This is a genomic window from Streptomyces sp. NPDC001231, assembly GCF_042896885.1.
In the GTDB taxonomy this organism is placed as follows: Bacteria; Actinomycetota; Actinomycetes; order Streptomycetales; family Streptomycetaceae; genus Streptomyces.
The window spans coordinates 126546-139268 of record NZ_JBIAXS010000006.1; the positions used below are offsets into that span (position 1 = coordinate 126546).

At 70.3% G+C, this 12723-nt stretch carries 11 protein-coding genes and 5 tRNA genes; 13 read left to right on the forward strand and 3 right to left on the reverse strand.

Annotation, left to right across the window (positions count from 1 at the left end; translation table 11 throughout):
* A partial coding sequence (locus ACFY3J_RS09660; protein WP_390840668.1) for a nitrate- and nitrite sensing domain-containing protein occupies window positions 1–3217 on the reverse strand: 3217 nt, incomplete at its 3' end.
* A gap of 601 nt (window positions 3218–3818) precedes the next feature.
* Between ACFY3J_RS09660 and ACFY3J_RS09665 the strand changes: the two genes are divergently transcribed.
* The 9 genes from ACFY3J_RS09665 to ACFY3J_RS09705 all read left to right on the forward strand — a co-directional run bounded on the left by ACFY3J_RS09665 (window position 3819) and on the right by ACFY3J_RS09705 (window position 7936).
* The gene (locus tag ACFY3J_RS09665) at window positions 3819–4007 is read left to right on the forward strand and encodes a hypothetical protein (RefSeq protein ID WP_384182486.1); all 189 of its coding nucleotides are present in this window, start codon (window positions 3819–3821) and stop codon (window positions 4005–4007) included.
* 159 nt (window positions 4008–4166) lie between these two features.
* Window positions 4167–4952 (forward strand): fumarylacetoacetate hydrolase family protein, encoded by a 786-nt coding sequence (locus ACFY3J_RS09670; RefSeq protein ID WP_141358021.1) that lies wholly within the window; start codon window positions 4167–4169, stop codon window positions 4950–4952.
* Window positions 4945–6429: a glutamate--tRNA ligase gene (gene gltX / locus ACFY3J_RS09675; RefSeq protein WP_388479509.1), complete on the forward strand. Its 1485-nt coding sequence runs from the start codon at window positions 4945–4947 to the stop codon at window positions 6427–6429. The genes ACFY3J_RS09670 and gltX overlap by 8 nt, the downstream gene beginning before the upstream one ends.
* A gap of 170 nt (window positions 6430–6599) precedes the next feature.
* On the forward strand, window positions 6600–7334 hold the full coding sequence (locus ACFY3J_RS09680) for an HAD family hydrolase (RefSeq protein WP_384182492.1): 735 nt from the start codon (window positions 6600–6602) through the stop codon (window positions 7332–7334).
* Window positions 7335–7425: 91 nt separating this feature from the next.
* Window positions 7426–7497 (forward strand) — tRNA-Gln (locus ACFY3J_RS09685).
* Between the two features lie 38 nt (window positions 7498–7535).
* Window positions 7536–7608 (forward strand) — tRNA-Glu (locus ACFY3J_RS09690).
* A gap of 62 nt (window positions 7609–7670) precedes the next feature.
* Window positions 7671–7743: transfer RNA gene (locus tag ACFY3J_RS09695), tRNA-Glu, on the forward strand.
* A gap of 20 nt (window positions 7744–7763) precedes the next feature.
* A tRNA-Gln gene (locus ACFY3J_RS09700) sits at window positions 7764–7835 on the forward strand.
* A 28-nt stretch (window positions 7836–7863) separates the two neighbouring features.
* Window positions 7864–7936, forward strand: a tRNA-Glu gene (locus ACFY3J_RS09705).
* Between the two features lie 203 nt (window positions 7937–8139).
* Here ACFY3J_RS09705 and ndgR read toward each other — a convergent pair.
* Window positions 8140–8856, reverse strand: a complete 717-nt coding sequence (gene ndgR, locus ACFY3J_RS09710; protein ID WP_141358015.1) for an IclR family transcriptional regulator NdgR — start codon at window positions 8854–8856, stop codon at window positions 8140–8142.
* 188 nt (window positions 8857–9044) lie between these two features.
* Here ndgR and leuC point away from each other — a divergent pair, with 188 nt between their 5' ends.
* From leuC to ACFY3J_RS09730, 4 genes are all read left to right on the forward strand, one after another.
* Window positions 9045–10469 (forward strand): 3-isopropylmalate dehydratase large subunit, encoded by a 1425-nt coding sequence (gene leuC / locus ACFY3J_RS09715; RefSeq protein WP_390840669.1) that lies wholly within the window; start codon window positions 9045–9047, stop codon window positions 10467–10469.
* 5 nt (window positions 10470–10474) lie between these two features.
* The gene (leuD, locus tag ACFY3J_RS09720; protein WP_376544794.1) at window positions 10475–11068 is read left to right on the forward strand and encodes a 3-isopropylmalate dehydratase small subunit; all 594 of its coding nucleotides are present in this window, start codon (window positions 10475–10477) and stop codon (window positions 11066–11068) included.
* 308 nt (window positions 11069–11376) lie between these two features.
* Complete coding sequence (locus ACFY3J_RS09725) at window positions 11377–11607, forward strand: hypothetical protein (RefSeq protein ID WP_384182501.1); 231 nt, start codon at window positions 11377–11379, stop codon at window positions 11605–11607.
* 136 nt (window positions 11608–11743) lie between these two features.
* Window positions 11744–12382 carry an HU family DNA-binding protein gene (locus ACFY3J_RS09730; RefSeq protein ID WP_225079404.1) on the forward strand — a complete coding sequence of 213 codons (639 nt, stop codon included), beginning with the start codon at window positions 11744–11746 and terminating at the stop codon, window positions 12380–12382.
* A gap of 130 nt (window positions 12383–12512) precedes the next feature.
* Here the strand turns inward: ACFY3J_RS09730 and ACFY3J_RS09735 are convergent, their stop codons facing one another.
* Window positions 12513–12716: a hypothetical protein gene (locus tag ACFY3J_RS09735; protein WP_141358005.1), complete on the reverse strand. Its 204-nt coding sequence runs from the start codon at window positions 12714–12716 to the stop codon at window positions 12513–12515.
* Between the last annotated feature and the right edge of the window lie 7 nt (window positions 12717–12723).

A 12723-nucleotide genomic window follows, 5' to 3' on the forward strand; every position in this document is an offset into this window, starting at 1 on the left:
CGAACTGGCCGGTGGGGCCGTTGTCGTATCCCTGCTGGGCCGCGAACTGGCCGGTGGGGCCGTTGTCGTATCCCTGCTGGGCCGCGAACTGGCCGGTGGGGCCGTTGTCGTATCCCTGCTGGGCCGCGAACTGGCCGGTGGAGCCGTTGTCGTACCCCTGCTGGGCCGCGAACCGGCCTGTGTCGGCGGGGTTGTTCTGCCCGGACGGACCGTAGACGTCCGAGCGGACGAACTCGCCCGTGTTCTGGGCGTCGTTGGCGCCCGGGTGGGGGGCGTTGAAGTCGGGGCGGGGAAACGCCGAGGTATCCGCTGCGGAGCCGGGTCCCTGACGGTCGTCGAAGCGAGGCATCTCGGCCGTCGAGCCGGGTCCCTGCCGGTCGTCGATCCGAGGCATCCGGGAGGTCTGCGACGGGTCCTGCTCGTCGTGGCCGCGCGGCGCGTCCAGCACGGCCCGGCCCTGAGCGTTCTCGTCGCCCCAACCCGGCGTACGGGACGGACCGTTGCCGCCCGGCAGTTCGGCCCGCGGGCCACCGCGCGGCGGCAACTGCGGCTGCCGGCCCGCCTCCGCGCCGTTACCGCGCTGCGGGGGAACACCACCGCGTGGGCCGCCGAAGGCGTCCTGGCGGCGTCCGTCGCCGAAGCCCTGCGAGGCGGCCGGGTGCCGGCCGTCGCCGAAGCCCTGCGGAGCGCCCGCACCGGGACCCTGCGGCCCGCCGGGTGCCTGGCCGTCGAAGCCGCCGGCCATGCCCGTAGCGGCCGGGCGGCCCTGCTGCGGCTGCCCCGGACCCTGCTGGCCACGCGGTCCGTTCGGACCGCCCTGGCGGCCGGCGCCGGGCAGCGCGGCCCGCGGCCCCTGGCCGCCACCGACCTGGCCGCGCGGAGCGGCTCCGGGACCGAGCCGGCCGGCCCCGCCCTGCTGACCGCCCGCGCCGAGGGTTCCGCCGCCCTGCTGACCGCCCTGCCGGCGGGCCGCTGCGGCGCCGGCGGCGGCAGCCGCGGCCGCCGGACCACCCGCGGACGGGCCGCCGGGCTTGCCCGCGCCCGGCTTCTTGCCGCCCTGGGCGACGTCGACGGGCAGCATGACCAGAGCCGTCGTACCACCGGAGTCGGAGGGGCGCAGCTGGATGCGGATGCCGTGGCGCTGGGACAGACGACCGACCACGAAGAGGCCCATGCGGCGGGAGACCGACACGTCCACGGTGGGCGGCGAGGCGAGCCGCTCGTTGATCGCGGCGAGGTCCTCCGGGGACAGACCGATACCGGTGTCGTGGATCTCGATCAGCACCCGCCCGTCCGGCAGCGCGTGACCGGTGACCTTGACCTTGGTCTGCGGCGAGGAGAACGAGGTCGCGTTCTCCAGCAGCTCGGCGAGCAGGTGCACGAGGTCGTTGACCACCCGGCCGGCGACCTCGGTGCCCGGCACCGAGGCCAGCTCGATGCGCTCGTACTGCTCCACCTCGGACGCGGCGGCGCGGAGCACGTCGACCAGCGGGACCGGACGGGTCCAGCGGCGGCCGGGCTCCTCACCGGCGAGGACGAGGAGGTTCTCACCGTTACGCCGCATGCGCGTGGCGAGGTGGTCGAGCTTGAACAGCGAGGACAGCTGGTCCGGGTCGGCCTCGCGGGACTCGAGCTCGGAGATCAGTGACAGCTGGCGCTGGATCAGACCCTGGGAGCGGCGCGAGAGGTTGGTGAACATCGCGTTGACGTTGCCCCGCAGCAGGGCCTGCTCGGCGGCGAGGCGGACCGCCTCGCGGTGCACGTCGTCGAAGGCCGCGGCCACCTGGCCGATCTCGTCCCGGGAGTGCACACCGACCGACTCCACGGACGTGTCCACGTCCTGCGGGTCGGACTCGGACAGCTGCCGGACCAGCTCGGGCAGACGGTCCTGGGCGACCTTGGTGGCGGTCTCCTGGAGCCGGTGCAGCGAGCGGATCATGGAGCGGGCCACGACGAAGGCGCCGACCAGCGACACGCCGAGCACGAGCAGGATCAGCACACCGGAGACGATGGCGTCGTACTCGGTGGCGCTGCGCAGCTCGCGGGCCTTCTGCTCCATCTCCTCGAGCAGCGTGTGCTCGATGTTCTTCATCTGCTGGATCTTGGTGGAGCTGTCGTCGACCCAGTCCTTGTAGGAGCGCTTGTTCGCCTGCTTCAGGCCGTCGGGGCCGTCCAGGACACGCTTGGCGTAGGTGTCCGCGGACAGGATCGTCGGGTTGCCCTCTTCGATGGGCTTGATGAGCTCCTCGGAGCCCTCCCCGTAGATGTTGCGGAAGCCGTTGAGGTCGGAGATCTGGCTCTCCAGCGCCTGCTGGGCGTAGAGGCGGTCGTTCTCCGAGAGCTTGCCGGTGCTGGTGTTGTTGCCCGGCAGCGCGGCGGCGATGACGGCGCGCTGGACGGACGCGTACTCCTTGGCGGAGGAGAAGGCGGCCAGCGCACGCGTCCGCTGGATCATCTGCGGGTTGCTGGTCGCCTCGGCCATGTCCTGGGAGAGGGCGAGCAGCTCGGTGATGAGCCGGTGGTAGCTCTCGACCGTCCGGGCCGAGTTCTGCTCGGACTGGTACGCGTCCTTGCGGATCTTGGTGAGGCCGTTGAGGTCGCTCGCCAGGCCGACCAGGGTGTCGCGGACACCCAGGAGGTTGCCGTCCTTGCTGGCGGCGTCGATCTCCTCGGACGCGGAGACGAAGTTGTCCCGGGCCCGGTCGGTCCGGTCCCGGTAGCCCTTGATGGTGATGGCGGCCGCGCTGGAGTGCTGCGCCAGCGGGCCGGCGGACTGGTCGCGCTCCTCCTGGAGCGCGGCGGCCAGTTCGGTGGCCTGCTTGGTCATCTCCGTCAGCAGCTTCATGTTGTCGAGCTGCTGGATGTCGTCCATGCTCTGGCTGATACGCATCCCGCCCAGCGAGGTCGCAGCGACCACGGGCAGGGCGAGCAGCGACACCAGACGCGTGGAGATGCGCCAGTTGCGCAGGGCCATGCGTGAGCCGGGGCCCGACGGCCCCTGGCTCCCGGCCTGCTTGGCCGCCGGAGCCTGGCTCGACGACGCCGACGCACCCGTCGGGCCGGTCGTGCCCGAGCGTCCGGGGCGCTCTGCGCCGTCGCCGGCCGGGGCCGGGTTCTGGGCGTGCTGGGGCGAGGAGCTGACGGCCATGGGGCCAGTCCCGCCGTGCGGCTCCGGCTCCGCCGAAGCGCTGCCATCCCTCTTGAAACGTCCCTGCACTAGCGTCGCAACCTCTGGACCAGGCGCCCCTCCGCGCGAGCGGAAGGACGGTGTCGGCGTTGTGGGAAGCGCCCTGAACACACTTCCCGGATGGTCGTGAGTGACCGGCGCTGGTTCCCCCTTCTCACCGCCGCTCGGCGCTGCGTTGCGCCCCCTGCGCGCCGGCTTGATCCTGCAGCGGTCCGTGGCATTCCAGCACAGTGCCGGATCTCCAACAAGGCATGTGGACCAGGCTGTGACCTCCGTGACAGCCCGTGAGTGACGGATTACCTGATGTGGAAAGTGATCTCCCGTATAGGGGACATTTCGCTACGTACCCGCGAGTCACTTGAGGTGTCCCAGTCGCCATGATCGGGAGCGGAATGGTGGCTTCAGTGAGTCAATGTCCGATTCGTTGGCGGGGAACGCGCTCAGGAATTGTCTGGATTGTCGAGGCGTTCGTGAGCAAACTCACACCGACATCACAGGCTCTTCACGTCTTCGGTCGGGAATTGAATGTTTAGCCTGACGCTTTACAGGGATGGCAAATCCGACAACCGGCGCCCACGCGGGGGTCATGCGGACCTCCCGGTGCCCGAAGACGACAAGGTCTCGTACAACCGTGAAGACGACGATGATGTTCCGCACCATAGCCAACCCCCGGCGCACGACGCTGATGCACCTCGAAGGAGCCGACGCGCTGCCGACGCCGGAGCAGCCGGAGCACTCCGTCTCCCTCCCCGAGCAGACCGCCAACCCCCGGCGCACGATCCTCATGGAGGTGCCCGTCGCGGCCGCCGTCGCGGAGTAGCACGCGGTCCGGCCATGGCCGCAGATCCAGGGGCGTCCCGCACGCGGGGCGCCCCGCCTTCGTGCCCCGTGCGCCGTAATGGCGCGAGGTCCGGGGTCCCGGCCGCGTTAGCCTGGAGCGTCAGACTCCAGCCGCTTCAGTCAAGGGGCCAAGCAACCCGTGCGCATCGCCAGGTTCTCCATCGACGGGAACGTCGCCTTCGGCGCGGTCGAGGGCGACAAGCCGGACGAGCTCGTCCTCGACATCATCAAGGGCATCCCGTTCGCGGACTTCGAGCTCTCCGGCACCCGGGTGCCGCTGAGCAAGGTACGGCTGCTGCCGCCCGTGCTCCCCAACAAGGTCGTGGCCTTCGGCCGCAACTACGCCGAGCACGCACGCGAACTCGGCAACGAGGTGCCCGACGCGCCGTTCGCCTTCTTCAAGCCGTCCACCTCGGTGATCGGCCCCGGCGACCCGATCCAGTACCCCTCCTTCTCCCAGGAACTGCACCACGAGGCCGAGCTGGCCGTGGTCATCGGCCGCATGTGCCGGGAGGTCCCGCGCGAGCGCGTCAAGGACGTGATCTTCGGCTACACCTGCGCCAACGACGTCACCGCCCGCGACGTGCAGCGGCGCGAGAAGCAGTGGGCCAGGGCCAAGGGCTTCGACACCTCCTGCCCGCTCGGCCCCTGGGTGGAGACGGACATCGACCTCACCGCCGCGGCCGACCTGACCATCCAGCTCACCGTCAACGGCGAGCAGCGGCAGCTGGGCCGTACCAGCGAGATGATCCACCCGATCGAGGATCTGATCGTCAACATCTCCGAGGCCATGACGCTGCTCCCCGGCGACGTGATCCTCACGGGCACCCCGGCTGGGGTCGGCCCCCTCAACGTCGGCGACGAGGTCGCCGTCACCATCGAAGGCATCGGCACTCTCACCAACAAGGTTGTCAAGCGTGGCTAGCGCATCCGACTCCCCCGTACGCGTCCGTTTCTGCCCGTCTCCCACCGGTAACCCCCATGTGGGCCTGGTCCGCACCGCCCTGTTCAACTGGGCGTTCGCCCGGCACCACCAGGGCACTCTGGTCTTCCGCATCGAGGACACCGACGCGGCCCGCGACTCCGAGGAGTCCTACAACCAGCTGCTCGACGCGATGCGCTGGCTGGGCTTCGACTGGGACGAGGGCCCCGAGGTGGGCGGACCGCACGCGCCGTACCGGCAGTCGCAGCGCATGGACATCTACCAGGACGTCGCCCACAAGCTGCTCGAGGCCGGCCATGCCTACCACTGCTACTGCTCCCAGGAGGAGCTGGACAGCCGTCGCGAGGCCGCCCGCGCGGCCGGCAAGCCGTCCGGCTACGACGGCCACTGCCGCGACCTGACCGCCGCGCAGGTGGAGGAGTACAAGGCCCAGGGCCGGGCGCCGATCGTCCGCTTCCGCATGCCCGACGAGACGATCACCTTCACCGACCTGGTCCGCGGCGAGCTGACCTTCACCCCGGAGAACGTCCCGGACTACGGCATCGTCCGCGCCAACGGCGCCCCGCTGTACACGCTGGTCAACCCGGTCGACGACGCGCTCATGGAGATCACCCACATCCTGCGGGGCGAGGACCTGCTCTCCTCCACCCCGCGCCAGGTGGCCCTGTACAAGGCGCTGATGGAACTGGGCATCGCCAAGGAGATCCCGTCCTTCGGCCACCTGCCGTACGTGATGGGCGAGGGCAACAAGAAGCTCTCCAAGCGCGACCCGCAGTCGTCGCTGAACCTCTACCGCGAGCGCGGCTTCCTGCCCGAGGGTCTGCTCAACTACCTCTCGCTGCTCGGCTGGTCGCTCTCCGCCGACCGGGACATCTTCTCCGTCGAGGAGATGGTCGCGGCCTTCGACATCGCGGACGTGAACCCCAACCCGGCCCGCTTCGACCTGAAGAAGTGCGAGGCGATCAACGCCGACCACATCCGGCTGCTCGACGCGAAGGACTTCACCGAGCGCTGCCGTCCCTGGCTCCAGGCCCCGTTCGCCCCCTGGGCCCCGGAGGACTTCGACGAGACCAAGTGGCAGGCGATCGCCCCGCAGGCGCAGACGCGTCTGAAGGTCCTGTCCGAGATCACGGACAACGTGGACTTCCTGTTCCTGCCCGAGCCGGTCTTCGACGAGCCGAGCTGGACCAAGGCGATGAAGGAGGGCTCGGACGCCCTGCTCCGCACCGCCCGGGAGAAGCTGGAGTCGGCCGACTGGACCTCCCCCGACTCCCTGAAGGAGGCCGTCCTGGCCGCCGGCGAGGCCCACGGCCTCAAGCTCGGCAAGGCCCAGGCCCCGGTCCGCGTGGCCGTCACCGGCCGCACGGTCGGCCTGCCCCTCTTCGAGTCCCTCGAGATCCTGGGCAAGGAGAGGACCCTGGCCCGTATCGACGCGGCGCTGGCGAAGCTGGCGGCGTGAGCGTGCGGCGCTGACACGGATACGGCCGTCACAGGTACGGCTGTCACAGGTACGCGCGAGGGGCGGCACCCGGCCGGGGTGCCGCCCCTCGGCGTTCGGCACCGCCTGCCGGGAACGGATCTTTCAGCGGCCCGCCCCCGCGCGGCGGTCCGGACGGTACCGTCGGTGGCATGGCGATCAGAGCGGTCCTGTGGGACGTCGACGACACCCTCTTCGACTACACGACCGCCGACCGGGCCGGCATGCGGGCGCACCTGGTGGCCGAGGGACTGCTGGACGGGTACGGGACCGTGGAGGAGGCCCTGGCCCACTGGCGGCGGATCACCGACGCGCAGTGGGCGCGGTTCTCGGCGGGGGAGGCGACCTTCGAGGAGCAGCGGCGGGACCGGGTGCGGGACTTCCTCGCCCGGCCGGAGCTGACCGACGACGTGATCGACGCGTGGTTCGAGCGCTACCTGGGCCACTACGAGGCCGCCTGGGCGCTCTTCCCGGACGTGCTGCCCGTCCTGGACGCGCTCGCCGCCAGCCACCGGCACGCCGTGCTGTCCAACTCCAGCATCCACGTCCAGGAACGCAAGCTGCGCGCCCTCGGCGTGCGCGACCGCTTCGAGACCGTGCTGTGCGCCGCCGAACTCGGGGTGTCCAAGCCGGAGCCACGGGCGTTCCACGCGGCCTGCGAGGCACTGGAACTCGGCCCGCACCAGGTGGCGTACGTCGGCGACCACCCGGAGATCGACGGGCGGGGCGCCGCCGAGGCCGGGCTGCTGTCGGTCTGGATCGACCGCGCGGGCGTGCACGCCGGAGACCACGACGGCGCGGGCCGGCACCGGATCGCCTCGCTCGCCGAACTGCCCGCGATCCTCGGCTCCGATACTCGTTTTGGAGCCCCGTCCACCTTCGGGTAATGTTCTTCCTGCGCCGCGGGGCGCGGGCCGAAGGTCCGGAACCCGCGAGTGCAACACTAAAACAGGATCCTCACAAGATCTTGCTTTTCAGTGGCCTATGGTGTAATTGGCAGCACGACTGATTCTGGTTCAGTTAGTCTTGGTTCGAGTCCAGGTAGGCCAGCTCGCAGAGCTCATCTGCACCGCGGATTTCATCCGCAGGCCCCCGTTGTGTAGCGGCCTAGCACGCCGCCCTCTCAAGGCGGTAGCGCCGGTTCGAATCCGGTCGGGGGTACAGATCCTTCTCGCGGGAACAATCAGGGTCGCACCCGTTGTTGCCGATGCAGGATCGCTAGGGCCCCCGTTGTGTAGCGGCCTAGCACGCCGCCCTCTCAAGGCGGTAGCGCCGGTTCGAATCCGGTCGGGGGTACGACTGGTCTAAACCATCATTGGTCTATGGTGTAATTGGCAGCACGACTGATTCTGGTTCAGTTAGTCTTGGTTCGAGTCCAGGTAGACCAGCTCGGACCTGCGGAAACGCAGTGTCCAAGCCCCCGTTGTGTAGCGGCCTAGCACGCCGCCCTCTCAAGGCGGTAGCGCCGGTTCGAATCCGGTCGGGGGTACGCAGTCGGAAGGGCCCTCCCTCGGGAGGGCCCTTCGGCGTTTCCGCAGGATTCCCGCTCCCCGCCCCCAGTGGGCTGCGGAGGGGCGGGTCCCTGCTTGTCGTGGGTCTCGACCGGAGCCGGTCGGTGGGTCGGCGGGTGGGGGAGTCGACTGCCGGAAGGGCCTGCCGCGGCGTTGAGGCCGGCCCTCGCGGTTTCTTGAGTCAGCCGGAGCGGCGCAGGGCCTCGGACAGGCGCGCGGCGGCGTCGATGACCGCCTGGGCGTGCATGCGGCCGGGGTGGCGGGTGAGGCGCTCGATGGGGCCGGAGACCGAGACGGCGGCCACCACGCGGTTCGAGGGGCCGCGTACGGGCGCGGAGACGGACGCGACGCCCGGCTCGCGCTCGCCGATCGACTGAGCCCAGCCACGGCGCCGTACGCCCGACAGGGCCGTCGCCGTGAAGCGGGCGCCCTGGAGGCCGCGGTGGAGCCGCTCCGGCTCCTCCCAGGCCATCAGGACCTGGGCCGAGGAGCCGGCCTTCATCGTGAGAGTGGAGCCGACCGGGACGGTGTCCCGAAGGCCGGACAGGCGCTCGGCCGCGGCGACGCAGATGCGCATGTCGCCCTGGCGGCGGTAGAGCTGCGCGCTCTCGCCCGTCACGTCCCTCAGGTGCGTGAGCACCGGCCCGGCGGTGGCCAGCAGGCGGTCCTCGCCCGCGGCCGCGGCCAGTTCCGCGAGGCGCGGGCCGAGGATGAACCGGCCCTGCATGTCGCGCGCCACCATGCGGTGGTGTTCCAGCGCCACGGCCAGCCGGTGGGCCGTGGGTCGTGCCAGTCCGGTGGACGCGACCAGACCCGCGAGGGTGGCCGGACCGGACTCCAGAGCGCTCAGGACAAGGGCTGCCTTGTCCAGAACGCCGACGCCGCTACTGTTGTCCATGCAACGATACTTGCGTCTCACTCTGTGAAACGCAAGTTCAATTTTCCGTGGAACACGCCACTCTGGAAGTCATGGCGGCCCGTGGACCGGCGGGCTCGGCGGCGGACGCCCGGAGGGGGGCGCGGGTGCCGCATCCTCAAGATCTCTAGTTGGGCCGGCGCCCTTGGCGTCCGGCCGGAGGGAAAGCGATGGGTAGGACACTCGCGGAGAAGGTCTGGGACGACCACGTCGTCCGGCGCGCCGAGGGCGAGCCCGACCTCCTCTTCATCGATCTGCACCTGCTGCACGAGGTGACCAGCCCCCAGGCCTTCGACGGCCTGCGCAAGAGCGGCCGCCCCGTGCGCCGGCTCGACCTGACCATCGCGACCGAGGATCACAACACCCCGACCCTCGACATCGACAAGCCCATCGCGGACCCCGTCTCCCGTGTCCAGCTGGAGACGCTGCGCAAGAACTGCGCGGACTTCGGGGTGCGGCTGCACCCGCTGGGCGACGTCGAGCAGGGCGTCGTCCACGTGGTGGGACCGCAGCTGGGCCTGACGCAGCCGGGCACCACCGTGGTCTGCGGTGACTCGCACACCTCCACGCACGGCGCCTTCGGCGCGCTGGCGTTCGGTATCGGCACCTCCCAGGTCGAGCACGTGCTCGCCACCCAGACCCTGCCGATGGCCCGCCCGAAGACCATGGCGATCACGGTCGAGGGCGAACTGCCCGAGGGCGTCACGGCCAAGGACCTGATCCTGGCGATCATCGCGAGGATCGGCACCGGCGGCGGCCAGGGCTACATCCTGGAGTACCGCGGCTCCGCCATCGAGAAGCTCTCGATGGAGGCCCGCATGACCATCTGCAACATGTCCATCGAGGCCGGCGCCCGCGCGGGCATGATCGCCCCCGACGAGACCACCTTCGCCTACCTCCAGGGCCGCCCGCACGCCCCCCGGGACGAGGACTGGGACGCCGCCGTGGCGTACTGGAAGACCCTGCGCTCGGACGACGACGCCGTCTTCGACGCCGAGGTCGTCATCGACGCCGCCGCACTGTCCCCGTTCGTCACCTGGGGCACCAACCCCGGCCAGGGCGCGCCGCTTTCGGCAGCCGTCCCCGACCCGGCTTCGTACGAAGACGCATCGGAGCGCCTGGCCGCCGAAAAGGCCCTGGAATACATGGGGTTGGAGGCCGGACAGCCGCTGCGCTCCATCAGTGTGGACACCGTCTTCGTAGGCTCCTGCACCAACGGCCGCATCGAGGACCTGCGCGCCGCCGCCGAGATCCTGCGGAGCCGCAAAGTCGCCGACGGCGTACGGATGCTGGTCGTCCCCGGCTCCGCGCGCGTGGGTCTCCAGGCCGTCTCCGAGGGCCTGGACGTGGTCTTCAAGGAGGCCGGCGCCGAATGGCGGCACGCGGGCTGCTCGATGTGTCTGGGCATGAACCCCGACCAGCTGGCCCCCGGCGAGCGGTCCGCCTCCACCTCCAACCGCAACTTCGAGGGCAGGCAGGGCAAGGGCGGCCGCACGCACCTGGTCTCCCCGCAGGTCGCCGCGGCCACCGCGGTCCTCGGCCACCTGGCCTGCCCGGCCGACCTGTCCGACGCCCCCACGCCCGCTGGAGTCTGAGAATCATGGAAGCCTTCACCACCCACACCGGCCGGGCCGTCCCGCTGCGCCGCAGCAACGTCGACACCGACCAGATCATCCCCGCCCACTGGCTCAAGAAGGTCACCCGCGACGGGTTCGAGGACGGGCTGTTCGAGGCCTGGCGCAAGGACCCCGAGTTCGTGCTCAACCGTCCGGAGCGCCACGGCGCCACGGTCCTGGTCGCCGGCCCCGACTTCGGCACCGGCTCCTCCCGCGAGCACGCCGTCTGGGCGCTGCAGAACTACGGCTTCAAGACCGTGATCTCCTCCCGCTTCGCGGACATCTTCCGGGGCAACTCGCTGAAGAACGGTCTGCTGACCGTGGTCCTGGACCAGAAGGTCGTGGACGCGCTGTGGGAGCTCACCGAGAAGGACCCCGAGGCCGAGGTGACCGTCGACCTGGTCGCCCGCGAGGTGCGCGCCGAGGGGATCACCGCCTCCTTCGAGCTGGACGAGAACTCCCGCTGGCGGCTGCTGAACGGGCTGGACGACATCTCCATCACCCTCCAGAACGAGAGCGACATCGCCGCCTACGAGGCGAAGCGCCCGGCCTTCAAGCCGCGCACCCTGCCGGTCTGATCCAGCGCCCCGGCCGATGATCGACCGCCGAGCCGGGCACCGCTCCCCGGCGCTGTGACAAGTCGTCTTTCGGCCACCGTATGACCCCGCTGTACCCCCGATCGAGGCGATCGGGGGTACAGCCGTTTTGGCGCCCGTGCCACCCGGCGCGCCGCCGTCGAGGCACTCAACTTCCCACGTTAAGCGGGTTATTGCTGGGGTAGACGAGGTTCCGGACCCCGCCCGCCGCAGCCGCCCGGATGGTCGTCACGGGCGTCAGTTGCCCCCCAGCGCAGGCGACAACTCGCCCCAGATGGCACAATCTGTGCATGGACAACGACGGCCAACTCGAGCTCTATACGGCGGTCGCGGCCCAGCTCAAGGAAGCGCACGAAAGGGTGCGCGCACTGCAAGTCCCGGAGAGCGTACGGATGGCGCTGACCCGGAAGCTGCTGGTCATTACGGCCGCGGCCAAGCACGATCTCGCCGGTGCGACAAGGCGTCTGGAGCGGTTCACGGAAGACCTCGACCAGGGGCGAATCCCCAGCGAGGAAGGCTGAACAGCCCGAGGCCGTCGAGTCCGTTGCGGCACAAGGGTGATTAGCCCGTTTCGTGTTTGATTTGCGGTATATATCTGCCTAACGTGCGAAAACGCTTGAACACTTTCGTTCTGGCAAGGTCTCCGAAGGGGAAGACGTGAACAAGGCGCAGCTCGTAGAAGCGATTGCCGACAAGATGGGCGGCCGCCAGCAGGCCGCCGATGCGGTGGACGCGGTACTGGACGCCGTCGTCCGCGCGGTCGTCGCGGGAGACCGGGTCTCGGTCACCGGCTTCGGGTCCTTCGAGAAGGTCGACCGTCCCGCCCGTTATGCGCGCAACCCGCAGACGGGTGAGCGGGTGCGGGTCAAGAAGACCTCCGTTCCCCGCTTCCGGGCCGGCCAGGGCTTCAAAGACCTGGTGAGCGGCTCGAAGAAGCTCCCGAAGCACGACATCGCGGTCAAGAAGGCGCCCAAGGGCAGCCTGTCCGGCCCGACCGCCACCATCGCCAAGGCCGTCGGAAAGAAGGCCGCGGCGAAGAAGGCCACCGCGGCGGCGAAGAAGACCACCGCCAAGAAGGCCACCGCGGCGGCGAAGAAGACCACTGCCAAGAAGACCACCGCGGCGGCGAAGAAGACCACGGCGGCCGCCAAGAAGACGACGGCCACGAAGGCCGCGGCCAAGAAGACCACGGCCAAGAAGGCGCCGGCGAAGAAGGTGACGGCCAAGAAGGCCCCCGCCAAGAAGTCGACCGCCCGCAAGACCACCGCCAAGAAGACCACTGCCCGCGGCAAGTAGCGGCGCAGGGTACTCACGCGCCGGGCCGGACTCCCGAGGGAGCCCGGCCCGCGGCGTGTTCGGGCACGCCCAGCCCGGTCCGCCCGGCGGGGAAGGCCTCTCGCGCCGACCGGACGGCCTTCCTGCCTGCTCAGAAGGTCTGCAGCGTCACCAGGGTGATCCGCAGGCCGTTCCCCTCGCCCTCGGTCTCGATCCGCACTCGCTGCCCCGGCCGCAGCAGCCGCAGACCGCCCGCGTCGAACGCCGGCGCGTCGAAGGGCACCGGGGTCCCGTCGTCCAGGAGCACCTGCCCGCTGCGGCTTTCGGGGTCGTACGTGTATGCGGTCGCGTGCATGATGGCA

Excerpts from the sequence above, each read along its gene's own strand:
- ACFY3J_RS09680 (WP_384182492.1), top strand. The coding sequence starts at position 6,600 with ATGGCGATCAGAGCGGTCCTGTGGGACGTCGACGACACCCTCTTCGAC.
- ndgR (WP_141358015.1), bottom strand. The coding sequence starts at position 8,856 with ATGGACAACAGTAGCGGCGTCGGCGTTCTGGACAAGGCAGCCCTTGTC.
- leuC (WP_390840669.1), top strand. The coding sequence starts at position 9,045 with ATGGGTAGGACACTCGCGGAGAAGGTCTGGGACGACCACGTCGTCCGG.
- leuD (WP_376544794.1), top strand. The coding sequence starts at position 10,475 with ATGGAAGCCTTCACCACCCACACCGGCCGGGCCGTCCCGCTGCGCCGC.
- ACFY3J_RS09725 (WP_384182501.1), top strand. The coding sequence starts at position 11,377 with ATGGACAACGACGGCCAACTCGAGCTCTATACGGCGGTCGCGGCCCAG.
- ACFY3J_RS09735 (WP_141358005.1), bottom strand. The coding sequence starts at position 12,716 with ATGCACGCGACCGCATACACGTACGACCCCGAAAGCCGCAGCGGGCAG.